The 19,202-nt window shown below is 33.8% G+C and carries 17 protein-coding genes; 1 reads left to right on the top strand and 16 read right to left on the bottom strand.

Annotated features, from left to right (window positions below; translation table 11 throughout):
• Window positions 1-178 precede the first annotated feature (178 nt).
• Window positions 179-1,651 (top strand): IMP dehydrogenase, encoded by a 1,473-nt coding sequence (gene guaB, locus EV145_RS10445; RefSeq protein ID WP_133525161.1) that lies wholly within the window; start codon window positions 179-181, stop codon window positions 1,649-1,651.
• 54 nt (window positions 1,652-1,705) lie between these two features.
• Here guaB and EV145_RS10440 read toward each other — a convergent pair whose 3' ends face one another.
• From EV145_RS10440 to EV145_RS10365, 16 genes are all read right to left on the bottom strand, one after another.
• On the bottom strand, window positions 1,706-2,539 hold the full coding sequence (locus EV145_RS10440) for a hypothetical protein (protein WP_133525160.1): 834 nt from the start codon (window positions 2,537-2,539) through the stop codon (window positions 1,706-1,708).
• A 130-nt stretch (window positions 2,540-2,669) separates the two neighbouring features.
• On the bottom strand, window positions 2,670-3,815 hold the full coding sequence (locus EV145_RS10435) for an FAD-dependent oxidoreductase (protein ID WP_133525159.1): 1,146 nt from the start codon (window positions 3,813-3,815) through the stop codon (window positions 2,670-2,672).
• 38 nt (window positions 3,816-3,853) lie between these two features.
• Window positions 3,854-4,444, bottom strand: coding sequence for a TetR/AcrR family transcriptional regulator (locus EV145_RS10430; protein WP_133525158.1), 591 nt, complete (start codon window positions 4,442-4,444; stop codon window positions 3,854-3,856).
• Window positions 4,445-4,752: 308 nt separating this feature from the next.
• A complete protein-coding gene (locus tag EV145_RS10425; RefSeq protein ID WP_133525157.1) occupies window positions 4,753-5,637 on the bottom strand; it encodes a L,D-transpeptidase in 885 nt (294 codons plus the stop codon).
• Between the two features lie 162 nt (window positions 5,638-5,799).
• Window positions 5,800-6,192 carry a hypothetical protein gene (locus EV145_RS10420; protein ID WP_133525156.1) on the bottom strand — a complete coding sequence of 131 codons (393 nt, stop codon included), beginning with the start codon at window positions 6,190-6,192 and terminating at the stop codon, window positions 5,800-5,802.
• Between the two features lie 10 nt (window positions 6,193-6,202).
• A complete protein-coding gene (locus EV145_RS10415) occupies window positions 6,203-7,156 on the bottom strand; it encodes an alpha/beta hydrolase (RefSeq protein ID WP_133525155.1) in 954 nt (317 codons plus the stop codon).
• Between the two features lie 36 nt (window positions 7,157-7,192).
• Window positions 7,193-7,774: an NUDIX domain-containing protein gene (locus EV145_RS10410; protein WP_133525154.1), complete on the bottom strand. Its 582-nt coding sequence runs from the start codon at window positions 7,772-7,774 to the stop codon at window positions 7,193-7,195.
• A 56-nt stretch (window positions 7,775-7,830) separates the two neighbouring features.
• Window positions 7,831-9,102 (bottom strand): adenylosuccinate synthase, encoded by a 1,272-nt coding sequence (locus EV145_RS10405; protein ID WP_133525153.1) that lies wholly within the window; start codon window positions 9,100-9,102, stop codon window positions 7,831-7,833.
• A 96-nt stretch (window positions 9,103-9,198) separates the two neighbouring features.
• A complete protein-coding gene (locus EV145_RS10400) occupies window positions 9,199-9,657 on the bottom strand; it encodes a Fur family transcriptional regulator (RefSeq protein WP_026981862.1) in 459 nt (152 codons plus the stop codon).
• Between the two features lie 184 nt (window positions 9,658-9,841).
• On the bottom strand, window positions 9,842-10,384 hold the full coding sequence (locus EV145_RS10395) for a hypothetical protein (RefSeq protein WP_133525152.1): 543 nt from the start codon (window positions 10,382-10,384) through the stop codon (window positions 9,842-9,844).
• 207 nt (window positions 10,385-10,591) lie between these two features.
• Window positions 10,592-12,811, bottom strand: coding sequence for a RelA/SpoT family protein (locus EV145_RS10390; protein WP_133525151.1), 2,220 nt, complete (start codon window positions 12,809-12,811; stop codon window positions 10,592-10,594).
• 150 nt (window positions 12,812-12,961) lie between these two features.
• Entirely contained in the window at window positions 12,962-14,500 is a 1,539-nt protein-coding gene (locus tag EV145_RS10385) for a serine hydrolase (RefSeq protein ID WP_133525150.1), read from the bottom strand.
• A gap of 16 nt (window positions 14,501-14,516) precedes the next feature.
• Window positions 14,517-15,308, bottom strand: a complete 792-nt coding sequence (locus EV145_RS10380; protein WP_133525149.1) for a TrmH family RNA methyltransferase — start codon at window positions 15,306-15,308, stop codon at window positions 14,517-14,519.
• 185 nt (window positions 15,309-15,493) lie between these two features.
• Window positions 15,494-16,420, bottom strand: coding sequence for a DUF2167 domain-containing protein (locus EV145_RS10375; protein ID WP_133525148.1), 927 nt, complete (start codon window positions 16,418-16,420; stop codon window positions 15,494-15,496).
• Window positions 16,421-16,456: 36 nt separating this feature from the next.
• Complete coding sequence (locus EV145_RS10370) at window positions 16,457-17,545, bottom strand: phosphoglyceromutase (RefSeq protein ID WP_133525147.1); 1,089 nt, start codon at window positions 17,543-17,545, stop codon at window positions 16,457-16,459.
• A 205-nt stretch (window positions 17,546-17,750) separates the two neighbouring features.
• Window positions 17,751-19,082, bottom strand: a complete 1,332-nt coding sequence (locus tag EV145_RS10365; protein ID WP_133525146.1) for a DUF58 domain-containing protein — start codon at window positions 19,080-19,082, stop codon at window positions 17,751-17,753.
• Between the last annotated feature and the right edge of the window lie 120 nt (window positions 19,083-19,202).

The following is a 19,202-nucleotide window of genomic DNA, read 5'->3' as shown; positions in this document are numbered from 1 at the left end:
CGCTTTTTTAAACCAAAAAAAAATGTTTTTTAGCTTTTCGTGGCTTTCCATTTCAATCTGGGCTAGGTTTTAAATTTTTGTAAGATGATTCGTGTAAATACAATTTTATGAATTAGTTAGTATTCAAGTTACCAATTTATTCACTATATTTGCACGCAATTCAACTAGAAATTGCACCATGATAGCACACAACTCCAAGATTATCGGCGAAGGTTTAACTTACGACGATGTATTATTAGTACCTAACTACTCGAATGTGCTTCCCCGCGAAGTGAGTATCAAATCAAAATTTTCAAGAAACATAACACTAAACGTTCCTATTGTATCTGCAGCTATGGATACAGTAACCGAAAGTGCAATGGCAATTGCTATGGCGCAAGAAGGCGGAATTGGTGTTTTACATAAAAATATGACCATCGAGCAACAAGCTGGAAAGGTTAGAAAAGTAAAGCGTGCAGAAGCTGGAATGATTATCGATCCGGTAACTTTGCCAATGAATTCTACTATTGCTGACGCTAAAAATGCTATGAAAGAATTCGGGATTGGCGGTATTCCAATCGTTGACGAAAACAGAATTTTAAAAGGAATTGTAACCAATCGTGACTTGCGTTTCGAAAAAAATGGTGCAAGACCAATCGCTGAGGTAATGACAAGTAAAAACTTGGTTACTGTTGCTGAAGGAACTTCACTAGAGCAAGCAGAAGTAGTTTTACAAGGACATAAAATTGAAAAACTGCCAGTTGTAAACGATAAAAATGAATTAGTAGGTTTAATTACTTTCAGAGATATTACAAAACTTACTCAAAAACCAATCGCAAATAAAGATTCTTTTGGACGTTTAAGAGTTGCTGCAGCTATTGGAGTTACTGGAGATGCGGTTCAAAGAGCTGAAGCTTTAGTAAACGCTGGAGTAGATGCAATTATTATCGATACAGCACACGGGCATACAGAAGGTGTTGTGAATACCTTAAAAGAAGTAAAATCAAAATTCCCTCAAATAGATGTAATTGTTGGAAACATTGCAACTCCAGAAGCGGCTAAATATTTAGTAGAAAATGGAGCTGATGGTGTAAAAGTTGGAATCGGACCTGGTTCTATCTGTACTACACGTATCGTTGCAGGTGTTGGTTTCCCTCAATTCTCAGCAGTTTTAGAAGTTGCTGCAGCTATCAAAGGAACTGGCGTACCAGTTATTGCTGATGGTGGAATTCGTTACACAGGAGATATTCCTAAAGCAATTGCTGCAGGTGCTGACTGTGTAATGTTAGGTTCATTATTAGCTGGAACTAAAGAATCTCCAGGAGAAACTATTATTTTTGAAGGAAGAAAATTCAAATCATACCGCGGAATGGGTTCTGTTGAGGCAATGCAAACAGGTTCTAAAGATCGTTATTTTCAAGATGTTGAAGATGACGTTAAAAAATTAGTTCCAGAAGGAATTGTTGGACGTGTTCCTTATAAAGGTGAATTAAACGAAAGTATGCTTCAGTTTATTGGTGGTCTTCGTGCCGGAATGGGATACTGTGGTTCAAAAGATATTCCGACTTTGCAAGAATCAGGACGTTTTGTTAGAATCACGTCAAGCGGAATTACTGAAAGTCACCCTCATAACGTAACTATTACAAAAGAAGCTCCAAATTATTCTAGATAATTTTTAGTTTTTATATAAAACAAAAGGCGTAAGATTTAAATCTTACGCCTTTTTTTATTTGATTTTCGCTATTATCGCTGTCTGTTTAAAATCGCTTTTTGATTTTAGCTGCAAAGCAAAATCGGTATGTTTTAAATCGAGATAAAAGTCCATCGCTAAATTATTTTCGGTTATAAAGTGATTTGAAATATCATAAATTAATGCTCCCTTTCCAGTGCCAGCTCCCTTCGTTTCAAATCTGCTGTCAGACATTTTCATTGTATAAATTTGGGTGATATCAAAAAAAGCATTTTTAGAATTCACACTTTTTAAACTGTACGTTGTGGTAATCAGCATTTCAATGCTAATTCCAGCAATTGGTATTACCAATGGGCTTTCCTGAACAAAAGATTCACCGATTTTTAATTTTTTTTGTGGCATAACCAATTGTGAAAAAGTGCTCTTAACCATCTGAAAAATGGTGTTTTTCAAATTTTCATCCATGCCTTTTGCCACAATTGAATCCATCTCAGGCATATTGAATAATGAAGTTTTACCATAAAGCAACGTTCCGTTTGGAATTATAGTTTTTCCATTTGCATCAGTAGATTTTACATACTCAATTGTTATCGGAAAATTTCCATTTTTATCTATTTTGCCAGTTTTAGAAAGTGTTTCTATATTAAAAATGTTTTTAATTTTAGTCGGATTTGACACTCCATTTTTCTCTAAATTTTCTAAAAGCTTTTCTGATCCTGAATAAGTAGCTTCATAGTCTGAAGAATTAATTGTTGTTTGATGGTAACTGGTTTCGGGAGAATAGCCTGATTTAAAGTCTATAACTTGATTCGACTGACTATAACTTAGAAATGTTAGAGAACTAAAAAGAAGTAGAAATATTTTTTTCATAAGTGCTTTCAAACGGCTTTTTCCGTTTATTTAAAACGAAAATAATAAATTAAAACGACTTTAATCATGTAGAATAGTTTTCTTTGAAAGTAAGATTATTCTTTTTTTTAAGCTATGGAAATTGTATAGTTTAATTGTCAATTCGGCTATTCAAAATATCTGCAGCTGAAATATCAGAATGCAATAAATCTTCCATTTTTTTTGTCATGCGCTGTGCTTCCAATGCGTAACCAAACATCTTTTTCTCATAATCAGCAATAGCATCATCAATTGTTTCAAATTTTCCATTGGTCAGGTTTTCAGTTAAATGAAAAGCATCAAATAAACCCATATTTACACCTTCACCTGCAAAAGGAGGCATTAAATGCGCGGCGTCGCCAACAAGCGTAATGTTTGAATGTTCTTTCCAAGGCTCTTCCAGTGAAAACAATCTAAGCGGTAAACCTGAGAATTCAGTCGAAACAGAAAAGAATTTTTTGTAATCATCACTCCAGTTTTTAAATTTTTCATTTAAAAAAGAAATCACAGCTTTGTCATCTTCAAAATTGATTCTGTTATTTAAAACCCAATCTTCATCGGCTTTAAAAGAAACTCCAAAATGCACCGAGCCATCGCCCATAGTATGTGTATAAAACATTTTTTGCTCGCCCATTGCCATTACATTTCCGTTGCCATATTTGGGTTTGAATTCTGGATAATCTTTGTTTGGATTTACAATTTCTCCCTGAATAATGTAAGTTCCAGAAAGTTGTGGTTCTTGATCGCTTACAAATTTTCGAGCATTTGATCTTCCGCCATTTGCAACAATGACAAAATCTGCTTTTGCTGTTTTACCATTTTTAAATTCTAAAAAATATTGATTTTCTACTTTTTCAATGTTTGTTAATTGGCTGTCCCAAACAACTGTATTTTCCTTAAGATTTTCAAGCATAATTTTTCGCAGATCATTGCGGTCAATTTCCGGTCTTGAATAGGCATTTGTTTCGTCTGGCATTTCATCAGAATTGATATTTCCATGCATATCAGCCATTTTCTCGCCAGTCGGACGCGCATATTTATAAAATTCTTCCATCAATTCGGCTTTCTGAATCGCATATTGTCCTGAGCCTGAATGTATGTCTAAAGTTCCACCTGAAGTTCTGGCCTGTGCATTGCTATCTCTTTCGTAAACTGTAACATCTGCGTCATTAATTTGTAAAATTCGAGCTGTTGTTAGTCCGACCGGGCCACCACCAATGATGGCAATTTTTTTATTTTCTATAAGTGAAGTTTTCATTTTGTTGTATTATGATATTATGATTGATATTGATTTTACTAAGGAACAAGCGCCTTTAAAACCACATTAAAAGCTTCTTCTCTAATTTCGTCTGTGAAAACAAAAGGCTTTCCAGACATCGATTTTCCTTCTCTGTGAAGTTCTAAAAGCGAGTAAAGAGATCCATAAGCAATGCTCCAGAAAATCTCAAATGTCATAGGAAGAAGTTCTTTTTTTTCAATCGATTTTGTGATGAATTTTGTCATTTCATCTCTGAAATCGGAAGTAATGTCGGCTAGAATTGCATCTCCGTAAGTTGAATGTTTTAAAAGTTCAAAACAGGAAGTTTCGAGAGAATGATTAATCGTGTAATTTGAACGGTTTTCCCATTGTTTGTGTAATCCGTCAACAAAAGACATTTCTGAAGAAAATCCGACCAACATTTCTTCGAAGAAATTTTGGCCTATTTCAGTTCCGATTTTCTTTATCAAATCTTCTTTATCTGAATAATAAATGTAAAGTGTTGCCACAGAAACCCCACATTCTCTTGCGAGCCGATTCATTCCGAAGCCTTCTACGCCTTGTGAAACCAGCATTTCTATTGCTTTTTGCTTTACAATTTCTTCTTTATTGGTATCTCTTGTTCTCATTTTATGATTTATTTCGGTACAAAGATATAAATAATAAATGAACGTTCGCTTATTTATTTTTTGTTTTTATTTTGTTTCAGCTTTTCTTTGTTTCAGGTTTTATGTTTTGTCTTTCTTTAACCGCAAGGTTCGCTAAGTTTTACGCAAAGAGCGCTAAATTATTTCACGCAAAGTCGCGGAGTCGGAGAGAAAATAAACTTTGCGCCTTTGCGACTTTGCGTGAGATTGCATTTGTATAAAAAAAAAAATCAGCCAAAACAATTGCTTTAGCTGATCTTAGAATGATATATTTATGTATAAATGAAGATTTATGACGTTGGAGTTTGATCTCCTTCTCTAAGTTTTTGATTGTCTAGAATCTTTTGTAAAAAAGGCTGAACCTGGCTTTCAATTTCCGATTCTGAAATATTTAAGGCTTTCGGATCATTCACTAATTCAAACCAAGGTTTTGGTCCGTCAAAATTATAACTTCCAAAAACAATTACTGGCGTTCCTTTGACTTTCACATTTTCACTGTCTTTCAAAATCCATTCATCGGCAAATTTATACAGGTATTTTGCATCTTTTTCCTGAAGTCTTAAGCAGGAATGTGAAGCTGGATAACCTGGTAATTCATATTGGTGAAAACCAACTCCAAGTTTATTTTCGATATTGAAATTCCATTTTAAATCCCATTCGTCATTAAAGGTGCTCGTTGTTTTTTCTGCTTTCCAATTGGTAAAAAACAAACCGGTTGGCGTAGGATCTTTTTTTCTTCCCATGTTTGTTGGTCCTGTATAAACTAGGTTTCCATTTTCGTAAGCACCAAAAGTTTGAGTAGGATAGGAGAAAATAATAATTTTTGAAACTTCTTCTAAAGTAGCGACATGAAGCGGAAACGGCATATAATAAACCAAATCACCACTAAAATCAGTCGGAATTACAACAGAATCCAGTTTCTTGAAATTTGCTTTATCGGTTCTGTTTATAGCGTAAGCAATATCCATTTTACTGCTGTCGGCTTCATTGATTTTTAGCCATTCTTTAGTATTTTGAATTTGATAAGAAATAGCAGAAGCAGGTTTCTTGTATTCAATTACTTTTTTTTCTTTTTTATTTTCAGATAGATGTACAGTTTCACTTTTTTTACAAGAACCTAGTAAAACAAGCATCAATAGAAGTAGGGCATTTGCTGAGTAATATAACTTTTTCATAGGTAGTAATTTTATATAAGTAAAGTTATAAAGAGGATAGCCGAAAAGGGTTACATAATTTTTTGAATTGGTTTCGGGATTTTCATCTCATAAGAGAAAAGCCAATTCGGATAGTTTTTATATTATATTTTCCTGATGAAGCGGCGAATAGAAAAAGCATTTTTACTTGATAATTAAATATTTTATAGGAAAGGTTTGATTACGTACAGTGGCTGTTCCATAAATAAAACCATCCTTTATTTTTTCAAATTTTACTTTCATAATTTCTCCCGGCTTGAAAGGGAAATTTGGCAAAGTGATTTCTGTCATTGTTGCATTATATTCACAGTCACTAATCCACTCCAGATCTGATTTTATGAAATATTTCCCATCTTCTAAACTTTCAACATGTTTATTGCCCTTTATAATGATGTAAGAGCGATCATCTTCTTTATGTGCATATTTTAATTTAATATCCTTAAGGATTTTACAGTCAAAGTTTTGATTGTTCTGAGCCATTGAAAGTGTTGTTGTGAGAAATAAGATTAAAAGAAGCAATGATTTGAATAATTTCATTTTTATAATATTAGATTGTTTTTTTATTTGCTAGAAAATCAGAAACATCTTTTTTCCATTCGACTTTGTTATTGATCAAATAATTTTCATGCCCAGTATTTTTGTAAATGCTTATTGTTTTAGAGCCTTTTAAATTAGAATATATTTCATCAATTTCTTTTCGGCTTACACTTTTATCTTTTTCGCCATAAAGTAATAAAGTTGGGCAATATATGTTTTTTGCATATTCAGTTGGGTTGTGATTAAATCCCCAAAATCCATTTTGAATACCGCCCCAGAAAAGTAAAATTCCTGCCATAAGAAAAGTTGGCGCATTCATTTTTTTAAATCTCGCACATACTGTTGTGTACATTGAACCAAATGGACATTCAATTATTATTCCTTTTGGTTTTATTTTGGTATCATTAATACATTTCATGATGGCCACAGCTCCCATTGAAGTGCCAAAGAGATATATGTTTTCTTCGCCTGATTTTTGCAAATAATCAAATGTTGTTTTTACTTCTTCAGCTTCTTTGTAGCCAATTGTAGTTTGATTTCCTTCAGAATTTCCGTTTCCCATAAAATCGACAAGCAAAGTACTAAAACCTAGTTTTATAAACTCATCCGATTTCGTAATCATCGAAGATTTTTCTCCGCCATAACCATGGAATAGGATAACTGTTCCTCTTGATTTTTCATTCTTAATGAACCAACATTCAATTTGTTTATTGCTGTGAAGACTTAAGGTTTTATATTTTTGAGAAGGAAATTTAGTATTCCTTGGTTTTGGATTATTCACACCAAAAAATAAAGTCTGAATTTTTTCAAATGAAGATAATCGCTCTGGACTTTTTGTTTTTTCAGATTTATCACTTGTAAAATGGGTGAATTTGTAAGCATGAAAAAAAGCGACAGTATTTATAAGTATAAATAGTGTCGCTATTATTATAAGTAGTATTTTTCGACTTTTAAGTATTTTCATTTGCTAAATTTCAGTAAACTAAAATACTTATTTTTTTTAAATCAACCCTTTTATTTTAGCATGCTGTAGCAAAATAATAGTTTTCGCATCCACAATTTCTCCAGATGCGATCATCGCATATGCTTCATCAAAAGAATATTCAAGAACTTCAATGTTTTCTTGTTCCAAAGCTAATCCTCCGCCTTCGCTAACTTTCATGCTTTCGTCGTATTCTCCGGTAAACAAATATAAAATTTCCGTAACAGCTCCGGGAGACATATACGTTTGTGTTACTTTTTCGACTTGTTTGATTCGGTAACCTGTTTCTTCTTCGGTTTCACGAATAATGCATTCTTCTGGATTATCTTCGTCTAAAAGTCCGGCGCAGACTTCGATCATCATTCCTGTTTTATTTCCGTTCAAGAAAGTTGGCAGACGAAATTGTCTTGTTAGAATAACCGTTTTTTTATTTGAGTTATATAATAAAATTCCAGCTCCATTGCCACGATCATAAACTTCACGAACATGTTTTTGAGGATTTTCATTTTCTTTCTGATAGCTGAAAGTAACTTTGTTTAAAACATACCAATTATCTGATAGTAAAGAAGTTTCGGTAATTTTGATTTCTGGATTTTTCATAAGGCGAATAGATTTGTATAAAAAAACGCCCTGATTATCAGAGCGTTTAAAATGTATTATTTTGTTATTGTTTGCTTTCTGTCTGGTCCAACCGATACAATTTTGATTGGCACTCCAACTTCAGCTTCAATAAATTCGATATATTCTTTTAGCTCAATTGGCAATTGATCATAAGTAGTTAAACCAGTTAAATCTGCTTGCCATCCTTTGAACTCTTTGTAAATAGGAGTTACATTTTCTGGTTCAATGTTGTAAGGGAAATGAGAAATGTTTTGTCCTTTATAGTTGTATTCCGTACAAACTTTTAAAGTTTCGAATCCAGAAAGAACATCGCCTTTCATCATCATTAACTGAGTAACTCCGTTAACTTGAACAGCATATTTTAAAGCAACAAGGTCTAACCATCCGCAACGTCTTTGTCTTCCTGTAACAGATCCAAATTCGTTACCAACTCTTGCCATTGTAGCGCCAACTTCATCAAAAAGTTCAGTTGGGAAAGGTCCGCTACCAACACGTGTAACGTAAGCTTTAAAAATTCCGTAAACTTCTTTGATTTTGTTAGGAGCAATTCCTAAACCAGTACAAGCACCTGCAGCAGTAGTATTTGATGAAGTTACGAAAGGGTAAGTTCCAAAATCAACATCTAACAATGAACCTTGAGCTCCTTCGCAAAGAATAGATTTACCTGCTTTTTGAGCTTGGTACATATATTCTTCACTGTCAATGAAATCTAATTTTTTAAGTTCTTCAATAGCTTCAAAGAATTCTTTTTCTAATTCAGCTAAATTATATTGAATAGCAACATCATAAAAAGCAATCATTGCCTCATGTTTATCAGCTAAAGCTCTGTAGCGTTCTTTAAAGTCTTCTAATTCAACATCTCCAACACGTAAACCGTTTCTACCCGTTTTGTCCATATAAGTTGGACCAATTCCTTTTAATGTAGAACCAATTTTTGCTTTTCCTTTTGATGCTTCAGAAGCAGCATCAAGTAAACGGTGCGTTGGTAAAATTAAATGCGCTTTTCTCGAAATGATCAATTTGCTTTTGATGTCAAGGTTGAATTTCTCTAAACCTTCAATTTCTTTTTGAAAAACTACAGGATCAATTACAACACCATTTCCGATGATGTTTACTGAATTTTTATGGAAAATTCCAGAAGGAATAGTTCTAAGTACGTGCTTAATTCCATCAAATTCTAATGTATGTCCTGCATTTGGTCCTCCTTGAAAACGTGCAATAATATCATAATTTGAGGTAAGAACGTCAACAATTTTTCCTTTACCTTCATCTCCCCATTGTAATCCTAGTAATAAATCTACGGTCATTCTGTTTTAATTTGCGTTGAGACAATTTAAGTTGCCCTACTGATTAATGTAGTTAATTTTCTTTTTTTTTATTTTTTTGAATAATTCCTTTCTGGATTATTGTTTTTGCTTTTTGTTTCCGTAGAAATAAAGTGAATGATTCGTAATTTCGATATCAAATATTTCTTCGATTGTTTTTTTGATGGTCTGAATTCTTGGATCGCAAAATTCAATAACTTCTCCAGAATCAGTCATGATAATATGGTCATGCTGTTTGTCGAAATACGATTTTTCGTAATAAGCCTGATTTTGTCCAAATTGATGTTTTCTAACCAAAGCGCAGTCTAACAATAACTCAATCGTGTTGTACAAAGTAGCTCTGCTCACACGATAGTTTTTGTTTTTCATTTTGATATATAAGTTTTCAATATCAAAATGCTCTTCGCTATCGTAAATTTCCTGAAGTATAGCATAACGCTCAGGAGTTTTGCGATGCCCTTTTTGTTCAAGATACATTGTAAAAACATTTTTTACAATTTCTTGATTCTTAGTGTTGTCAGTTGAAATGAGTGTCATATCCGGCAAAGATAATTTTTTATTTTTAATCAATAAAAGTTTCGGCTTTAAAGTTTAACGTTCAAAATCATATCAGAGTGGTAAAAACACAATATTTACAGGCTTTAGCAGTGATATGTTTTGGAGAATCTAAAAAACCTTAATTAACATAAATATTTTTAATTACAATAAAATTAACAAATTTCTATTTGCTTTTCGTCATGTACATGTACCAATTCCATTCCCAGGTTTTTCCGTTGTCATCAGACATTGCCTGACTCCAAACGGGATTGTACTCATCTCTGGCATCCCAGCGAAAAACCTGAATCACATTTTTTTCTTCAAAAATATCTTTTGAGAAAAAATGTCCAATATTATTTTCGAATGAACCAACAACAGGTTTGTCTAAAACTCCGGTATTCGAATCTGACCAATAAATGCTCCACAATCTCGTTTTTAGATTAAAAAGCCTAACGGTCATTCCTTCAAAAGGTTCTCCGTCAAAAGTGGCCAGGAAATTATCGATATTTCCAATTCCGTTCAGGATTTTATACATTTCCTGAGTCGATGGAAACTCAATCCATTCGCTACAATTTGCAAATCGTTGTTTTAATTTTTTATTTCGAATGAAAGACTTTCCCTGAAAAAAATCAAAATCATCTTTTGAAGAAGAATTAGAAGCGATTATGATAAGTTCGCCATTTTCATCAAAATGTATTTCAGGAATTGCTAAGTTTTCATTTTCCATAAAAAATATTTAAGTTCTTGCTTTCACTTTGAGCGTAATTATTTTAAACACATAGAAACATAGGTTTTATTTCTAAAAAAGTGGACAAAAAGAAACTAGTTTCTAACACATAGTCTATGTTTATAAGTGAAACGCCTTTTTTGCGCGTTCCAAATCTATGTTTCTATGTGTTAGAATATTTTTCATACACTCTTTAGTCGTGAATATTTATGTTCGATATTCTCTTGTAACTTTATCTACACCATCTATTTTCTTGATCGCATTAATCATTTTTTTCAAAATGGTGTTATTTTTCACAATGACAGCAACCTGTCCGTGAAAAATTCCAGCATCTGTACTCAAAGAAATGCTTTGAATATTCACGCTCATATTGTTCGAAATTACTTTTGTCAATTGATTTGTAAGTCCCAAAACATCCATTCCGGTAATGTTGATAATTGCTTTGAATTCTTCCTGAGAGGAATCAATCCATTTGGCGCTCATAATTCGGTACGCATAATTTGACTGCATTCCAATTGCATTTGGACAATCTTTTTTATGCACTTTTATTCCTTCGTTTATTGTAACAAAACCAAAAACATCGTCGCCCGGAATTGGGTTACAGCATTGCGAAAGCTTATAATCGAGTTTGTCATGTTCGGTTCCAAAAACCAACATGTCGTAATTGCTGCTGATAACTGGTTTATGAATATCCTCGTCTGCAGTATCTTTATTTCTTTTGATTTTATTTTTGAAGAAATTGATAAACGAATTGCTTTTTTGAGCGGCATAATCTTTTAGTTGCTGATTTTCAATTGCGCCAATTCCAACTCTATAAAATAAATCTAAGCTTGTTTTTAATTTAAAAAAGTTTACCAGCTCGTTTGTAACTTGCTCGTTAAGAGTGACTTTTAAATGTTTTAATTTTCGGGTAAGAAGTTCTTTTCCTTCCTCGCCAATTTTTTTCGTGTTCTCGTTAAGAACGTTTTTGATTTTATTTTTTGCTCTCGAAGTGGTAACATATTCCAGCCAGTTCACCGTTGGCTTTTGATTGGCAGATGTAATAACTTCAACTTGATCACCACTTTTTAATTCATGATTTAACGGAACGAGGCGTCCGTTTACACGGGTTCCTCTTGTTTTGATTCCAATTTCAGAGTGAATACTGAATGCGAAATCCAATGAAGTAGCGCCTTTAGGCAATGATTTTATTTCTCCTTTAGGTGTAAAAATGAAAATTTCTTTGGAATATAAATTCATTTTGAAATCTTCAACAAAATCTACGGCATTTGTTTCTGGATTTTCCAATGCTTCGCGAAGCAAGTTTAGCCAAGTATCAAGACCGCTTTCTTCGGTTGCACCATTTTTGTATTTATAATGTGCAGCATAACCTTTCTCAGCAATTTCATCCATACGTTCACTTCGCACCTGAACTTCCACCCAGCGACCTTTTGGTCCCATAACTGTAATGTGAAGTGCTTCATAACCAGTTGATTTTGGAGATGAAATCCAGTCGCGCAAACGACTCGGACTTGGTCTGTAATGATCCGTTACAATTGAATAGATTTTCCAGGCGATAAATTTTTCATCGTGAGGATCTGATTTATAGACAATTCTAAGTGCAAATTTGTCATAAACTTCATCAAAACTCACATTTTGAGCGCGCATTTTTCGGCGGATCGAATAAATAGATTTCGGACGGCCTTTTATGATGTAGTCAATATTTTCGACATCCAGAGATTTTTTCAAAACGTCCGAAATATCTTTTATGTAAGCATCTTGTTCCTCTTTTGTTTCCCTGATTTTGCTTACGATATCATTGTAAACAGCAGGTTCTGTATATTTTAAACCTAAATCTTCTAACTTGGTTTTTATATTATAAAGTCCTAAACGATGGGCAAGAGGGGCATAAATATAAAGCGTTTCCGAAGCAATTTTCGTTTGTTTATATTCAGCCATCGAATCCATGGTCTGCATATTATGAAGCCTGTCGGCCAGTTTTATCAAAATAACTCGAACATCATCATTCAGTGTCAAGATCATTTTTCTAAAATTCTCCGCCTGCATTGAAGCATTTAAATCTTTTTGAACCAAAGAGATTTTAGTCAAACCTTCAACTAATTGGGCCACTTTTGGGTTGAATAAACGCTCAATTTCTTCAACAGTCATTGGTGTATCTTCGACAACATCGTGTAATAAGGCCGCAGCAATAGAGGTCGCACCCAGACCAATTTCTGAGGCAACAATTTTCGCAACTGCAATAGGATGAAAGATATACGCTTCGCCAGATTTGCGTCTTTGCTCTTTGTGAGCGTCAACGGCAACATCAAAAGCTTTCCGAATCAGTTTTTTATCGGCGGGGGTTAAAGTTTGATAACTTATTCGAAGTAATTCCTTGTATTCCTGCGCAATCGCTTTGTTTTCTTTCTCAATATCTATTTCTATCATAACGGCATATTCAAGTACTAAAAATAAGCATTAGTTTGAATATACGCAAGGAATCTACAGAATGAAATTATTTTGTTTCAGGTTTCAGGTTTCAAGTTTTTGACCACGGCATTCAACGTGAAACCTGAAACCTGAAACCTGAAACAAAAACTATTCTTTAGAAAAATCTAAATCTTGAAAATCATAACTAAAATCAGTCAGCTCAGAAATTGGAAGCATTTTTAGATTAGTGGCTTTTCCGTTTTCGTCGTATTTGAAAAGTAAATGGGCGTCAGCATGAAAGAAAGCATTATTCCATTTTACGACATAATTTCCATCTTTATAAAAAGAAACTTCGCCTGCCAATTGCGGGGAGCGTTTAGAGGCAAAATATAATTTTCCTTTTTTCTCTGTAATCGTAACTTCTCCAAACCAATTGTCTTTATAAGTACCAACTATTTTAGAAAAATCAGTTTTTATTTTGTCTTTTTTATTCTTAGCAACAACTGCCCAAACTTCGTCTGTAACTTTATCGGCTTTTTCTTCGTTGGCCTTCATTTTGTTGCTGTAAACCGTCACATAATCATCTGATTTAATGCCTAAATAACTGTCTTTTATAGTGTTTGTAATTGCATTAAAAGCAGCTCCAGACTGCTGATTTGTTAAAACAATAATTCCTAAACCAATTTCAGGAATCAAAGTTGTCTGTGTAACATTTCCTTCTAAACCTCCCGTATGCGAGACTTGCTTGTATCCTTTTACATCACTCAAAAACCATCCTAATCCATAGCCAGAAAAATGAGTGTTATAAGGCGGTCTTGTTTTAGCCGGAATAATAGTTTGCAGCTGCCACATTTCGTCATGTTCTTTTTCTGAAAACAACTGTTTATTATCGCCGTATTTTCCGTTATTGATTTGTAAAATGGCCCATTTGCTCAAGTCGTTTACACTGGAATAAATTCCGGCAGCGCCATCAAAAAGCTGATTTTCGTAGCGTTTTATCGTTTTTAGTTTTCCGTCAATAGGAACATGAGGCGTAATTACATTTGAAGTGTCTTTTAAGCGCTTAATTGAAGCGACGCTGTTGTTCATTTCCAACGGTTTCATAATGCGCTCTTCAACAAAATCGGCCCAGGTTTTGTCGCTTACAACGTGAACAATTTCACCTGCAATAATATACATTAAATTGTCATAATCATATTTTGTTCTAAAGCTAGAAACAGGTTTTAAATAACGTAGATTATGAATAATATCTGTTGCTTTAAAATCACTTCCGTCAGGCCAGATCATTAAATCTCCTGCACCAAGTCCAAGTCCGCTTCTATGTGTCAGCAAATCGCGAATGGTGAATTCACGCGTTACATAATCATCATACATTTTAAAATCCGGAAGGTATTTAATGACTTTGTCGTCCCATTTAATTTTACCTTCGTCAACCAACATTGCTAAAGCTGCAGAGGTAAATGCTTTGCTATTTGATGCAATTCCGAAAAGTGTATTGGCATCTACTTTTTGCTGTGTTAGAGTTGATTTTACGCCATAACCTTTTGCCAGAACTACTTTTCCATCTTTTACAATCGCAACTGCTATTCCTGGAACATCAAAAGTTTTAATAGTTCTGTTTACCAATTCATCAACTTCCTGATTAGTGATTTGAGCAGAAAGGGAAAAACAGAAAAATAATGCTAAAAGTGATAGTTTAAAATTCATAGTTTTTAATTTATAATTAATTAAATCCTCTTTGGCGTTTTGCCTCGAAAATTAAAATGGCAGCCGCAACCGAAACGTTCATGCTATCAATTTCGCCCTGCATTGGGATAATGATGTTTTGAGTTGCTTCGTCACGCCATTGCTGTGTTAGGCCTGTCGCTTCAGTTCCTACAACTAAAGCCGTTGGAGCGGTAAAATTTTGTGTATGATAGGAAGTTGAATTTTGTAAAGTTGCGCTGTAAAAATTGATCTTTTTTTCTTTTAAAAAAGCAATAATTTCTTCTGATGTTCCAGTTGCAATTTGGTTGGTAAAAAGACAGCCAACGCTTGAACGCACGATATTCGGGTTGTATAAATCACTTTTTGGATTAGCGATTAAAACAGCATCTAGATTAGCCGCATCAGCAGTACGTAAAACAGCGCCAATATTCCCTGGTTTTTCCAAAGATTCAACAACAAGAATTAATGGATTTTCAGATAATTTCAAATCAGATAATTTCAGCGATTTGGTTTTGGCTATAGCCAAAATACCTTCGGTAGTATCACGATAAGCCAGTTTTTGATAAACTTCTTTATTAATTTCGATGATTTGAAACGGATTCTGAATCAGTTTGTTTATTTCTTTTTCAGAAATTAATTCGGGTAAAAACAAAACCGTTTCAATTTCGTAACCGCCTTTTATGGCTAATGAAATTTCACGTTGTCCTTCAATTAAAAATGTTCCGGTCTGTTTTCTTGCTTTGGATTTTTCCTGAAGTAAAACAAGTGATTTTATAAACGGATTTTGTACTGAAGTGATTTGTTTCATTTTTTTAAGGCTCAAAGTTGCAAAGAAGCAAAGGTACAAAGGTATATGAGTTCCTGCAAGGTTTTTAAAACCTTGTAGGTTTATGAAAAAAGTTAGCCACGAATTTCACAAATTTCCACTAATTTTTTTTTAATAATACAAAAGAATTAATTCGTGAAAATTTGTGGAATTCGTGGCAAAAAAAACTATTCCTCAGTAGAATTGTTTTCTTCTAAAAGAGCTGTTTCTTCTTCAGGTTTTCTTGCAACTTGATCTTTGCTTCCAAAAAAGAATTTCTTTACAGCTGCAAAAGCGGCTACAATTCCAATCACAATTACTTTTGCGAATTTTGCCACAATAGCAAAGAAACCAACTTTAGCCAGTACTTTTCCCGCAACTAAACCGCCAATTGTCCAGGCAGCAACAGTGTCTGTGTCGGCATCAAAATCTAGGTATTTGTTTCCGTCATTAAATTCAACACTTTGAATAATTCCCGGAATACTTGCTTTTACTTCCGCAAGCTGGTTAACTCCTGCTACGGCAGAAATATTGTACATTCCTTTTCTTCCCAAGACTCTTAAATCGTAGTTAAGAGTATGCTCTTTATCTTGACCAAACTGCAACTCTTTTGCCCAGTGAAGCACCTTTAAAGTATTGTCATAATAAGGTTTTGATGCCCACCCAATTAATTGAACTTCTGGATAGCCGCCTTTTTTTCTTTCGGCATTTTCAGTTGCAACGTCTTCTTTCATAGTTTTCAGAAGATCATCATAATCAATTTCGCCCGCATCGTCGTCTTTTACATAGCCATCTCCTTGATAGCTTATTACAAACATCCAGCTGTCCGCGTGTGTAAGTCCTTTTCCGTCAGGAACAAGGGAACCAAGTATTGTTTTGTCCTCTGGATTTCCCCATAAGTTGCTTAAAACATCTTGAGTTTGTTTGCCGTTTAGGAATTTAAATCCTTTAGGAACATTTAAAGTTCCGTCGCCTTCAGGAAGTTTAATTTTTCCAGATTCATAAGTAAAAGATTTTTCAATCTTGTCATAAAAAGCAGCGAGTGTATCTGCTTGTGCATTGATTTTAGAAATGGAAATCATCCATAAAAATAGAAAAAGAACAGTTTTTTTCATTTGGGGTTAGTTAAAAATGGTTAATTATTTTTGGTTTTATTTGGTTTCGAATAATTCTGAAATCTCTTTTTCGACAGGATGTTCAGCAGTAAAATTGTAGCCTAAAATTTTTGCAATAGTCTGAGCAAATTGCTTTTGATAAATTTGAGATTCCGTTATGATTTCGCCTTTTGGAGCAATTTCAGGTCCGATTGCGGCAAACCAAATTTGAGATGCGCCTGCAACATCAGCACCATGATCTGTCCATTGCGTTTTTACTTTGTCGCCACGGCCGTGATCAACCGTTATAAATATTGTGGTTTTGTTTTTGTATTGAGGATCGCTCTGAACAAAATTCCAGATTTCCTGAAGCCATTTATCAACTTGATTTGCAGCATCCAGATACGAACGATATTGCCCATGATGTGCCCATTCATCGGTTTCGCCATAGGCGATATATAGGATTTTTGGTTTCTTGGTTTTGAGTTCGTCCATTGCCTGATAATGTGTAAAAACATCCAGACACTCATCTTCATGAAAAGGCTTAAACGAGTTATCGCGCATTTCATTCAATAAATTTTGAGATGCAGTTGGTTTATTTCCGCCCACTTTATCAAAAGCAGAAATTACTGGAAAACCGCTTCGTTGTTCATTTAATATTCGGTCAAAAGCATCCCACGCGCCAAAAGCGGCCACTTTTCCTTTGAGCTTGGACTGATGATTTAAAAACTCTAAAACATTTACATTCGGATTGGCTTTATAACCGTTTGAATTCACTTTTAAATCAACATTTCCGGTCATGATTTCGCTGTATCCCGGATAACTGAACCAATACGGATTGGCAACATCAACTTTATTTCCTAAATCCCTGTTTCCATAAATTTGTCCTTTCGAAGCTATTTCTGTCCAAAGAAAAGGCATTAATTTTTTACGCGCTTCTTTGATTTCAGGACTTCCATATTTTTTATAAATATAAGCGCTGTCTCCCTGATTGAATTTTTTGTCATTGGCAATCGCAGGATCTAAACCTTTAAAAACTTCTTGCCATCTAAAACCGTCAGTAGTTATGATGATTATATTTTCTGTTTTCTGTGCAAAAGATTTTCCACTTAATAAAATGAACAGAAATAGGATTGCTTTTTTCATTTTTTATTAGTTTGAAATTGTAAATTTTATTTCAAAACTAATTAATTTAATCAAGCAATTTTTACGGAATGACGTAATGTAACGGTAAATTAATAGAGGGTAAAAATCAGATAAAAACAAAAGCTTTTAAAGTTATCTTTTTCATGATCTGTTTTTTTTAACTAATTTTTCATTTTACATTTCACAAAAAACATTTCACAACACCCTACAAAATCCCACGCGCTTTAATTTCCAAATATTTATTAATAGCGTCCAAAGTCAGATTTTCAGGCTGGGTTAAAACCGAATGAATTCCGTATTTCTTTAATTCATTTGCAATTAGGCGTTTTTCGAACATGAATTTTTCGGCAATCACTTTATCATAAACTTCCTGAATAGTGTCTGTCTTTTTATTGATGATCGCATTTAATTCTGTATTCTGAAAGAAAACGACAACTAATAAATGGCTTTTCGCAATTCCTTTTAAATAAGGCAATTGTCGGTTTAAGCCGTCCATAGTTTCAAAATTAGTATAAAGAATAATCAAACTTCTCTGATTGATATTTTTCTTAATATCAACATATAATCGGCTGTAATCGCTTTCAAAAAAGTCAGTTTTTATATTGTAAAGCGTTTCAAGGATTTTTTGCATCTGCGAACCTCTTTTTTCGGCATAAACTCGGTTTTCTACTTTTTTAGAGAAAGAGAAAAGACCCGCTTTATCTTGTTTTTTCAGAATTACATTAGATAAAACCAAAGTCGAATTTATCGCGTAATCCAATAAACTTAAGCCGTCAAAAGGCATTTGCATCACGCGCCCTTTATCAATCGCCATATAAACCGACTGCGATTTTTCGTCTTGAAATTGGTTAACCATCAAGGCATTTTTCTTCGCTGTTGCTTTCCAGTTTATAGTTCGCAAATCGTCGCCCTGAACATATTCTTTAATTTGTTCGAATTCCATTGTATGGCCAATTCGGCGGATTTTCTTGATTCCGTATTGATATAAATTATTTGAAAAGGCCAATAAATCGTATTTTCTAAGCTGAATATACGAAGGATACGTAGGAACCATCTGTTCATTATTAAACGTAAATCTTCTTGAAATTAATCTCAAAGGCGAAGAAACGTAAATATTTAGATAGCCAAAATAATATTCACCACGTTCGGTTGGACGCAGGTCGTAACTGATTTCTTTTTGTTCCGAAGCTTTTACCGATCTTATAAGTTTAAAATCACGAACCTGAAACTGAACTGGAATTTCATCAATTATTTTTACTGAAACCGAGAAAGTATAATGATTTTTCAGAATGAGCGTTATTGGATTCAAATCGCCATTTGATAATTTTTCAGGTGTAACCCGATCCGCTTCAAATCCTGTTCTGGTCAAATACAAAAGCAAAATATCGAGAGCCAAAAAAGTAATTAACACCAAAACCCCAAACCAAACCGCATTATAGATATTCGGAAAAATAAAAGCACAGACAAACAATCCTATAATGCCCGCAAACACATAGAAAAAGAAGTTGTTGAGATATAGACTTTTTATGAATTTCACTTTTTTGTTTGTTTAATGTTTCAAGTTTCAGGTTTCAAGTTTGCTTCGACTTCGCTCAGCATGACAAAAAATAAAAAGGTTCATTAAAAACAGCTGTCATCCTGAGCAGAGTCGAAGGCT

The sequence above is a fragment of the Flavobacterium sp. 245 genome, assembly GCF_004362055.1.
In the GTDB taxonomy this organism is placed as follows: domain Bacteria; phylum Bacteroidota; class Bacteroidia; order Flavobacteriales; family Flavobacteriaceae; genus Flavobacterium.
The sequence above is the reverse complement of the archived record's forward strand: the minus strand, read 5'-3'. Positions and strand labels throughout refer to the sequence as shown.

Bases quoted from the DNA above. Each gene is read 5' to 3' on its own strand.
- guaB (WP_133525161.1), top strand. From the start codon at position 179: ATGATAGCACACAACTCCAAGATTATCGGCGAAGGTTTAACTTACGAC.
- EV145_RS10440 (WP_133525160.1), bottom strand. From the start codon at position 2,539: ATGAAAAAAATATTTCTACTTCTTTTTAGTTCTCTAACATTTCTAAGT.
- EV145_RS10435 (WP_133525159.1), bottom strand. From the start codon at position 3,815: ATGAAAACTTCACTTATAGAAAATAAAAAAATTGCCATCATTGGTGGT.
- EV145_RS10430 (WP_133525158.1), bottom strand. From the start codon at position 4,444: ATGAGAACAAGAGATACCAATAAAGAAGAAATTGTAAAGCAAAAAGCA.
- EV145_RS10425 (WP_133525157.1), bottom strand. From the start codon at position 5,637: ATGAAAAAGTTATATTACTCAGCAAATGCCCTACTTCTATTGATGCTT.
- EV145_RS10420 (WP_133525156.1), bottom strand. From the start codon at position 6,192: ATGAAATTATTCAAATCATTGCTTCTTTTAATCTTATTTCTCACAACA.
- EV145_RS10415 (WP_133525155.1), bottom strand. From the start codon at position 7,156: ATGAAAATACTTAAAAGTCGAAAAATACTACTTATAATAATAGCGACA.
- EV145_RS10410 (WP_133525154.1), bottom strand. From the start codon at position 7,774: ATGAAAAATCCAGAAATCAAAATTACCGAAACTTCTTTACTATCAGAT.
- EV145_RS10405 (WP_133525153.1), bottom strand. From the start codon at position 9,102: ATGACCGTAGATTTATTACTAGGATTACAATGGGGAGATGAAGGTAAA.
- EV145_RS10400 (WP_026981862.1), bottom strand. From the start codon at position 9,657: ATGACACTCATTTCAACTGACAACACTAAGAATCAAGAAATTGTAAAA.
- EV145_RS10395 (WP_133525152.1), bottom strand. From the start codon at position 10,384: ATGGAAAATGAAAACTTAGCAATTCCTGAAATACATTTTGATGAAAAT.
- EV145_RS10390 (WP_133525151.1), bottom strand. From the start codon at position 12,811: ATGATAGAAATAGATATTGAGAAAGAAAACAAAGCGATTGCGCAGGAA.
- EV145_RS10385 (WP_133525150.1), bottom strand. From the start codon at position 14,500: ATGAATTTTAAACTATCACTTTTAGCATTATTTTTCTGTTTTTCCCTT.
- EV145_RS10380 (WP_133525149.1), bottom strand. From the start codon at position 15,308: ATGAAACAAATCACTTCAGTACAAAATCCGTTTATAAAATCACTTGTT.
- EV145_RS10375 (WP_133525148.1), bottom strand. From the start codon at position 16,420: ATGAAAAAAACTGTTCTTTTTCTATTTTTATGGATGATTTCCATTTCT.
- EV145_RS10370 (WP_133525147.1), bottom strand. From the start codon at position 17,545: ATGAAAAAAGCAATCCTATTTCTGTTCATTTTATTAAGTGGAAAATCT.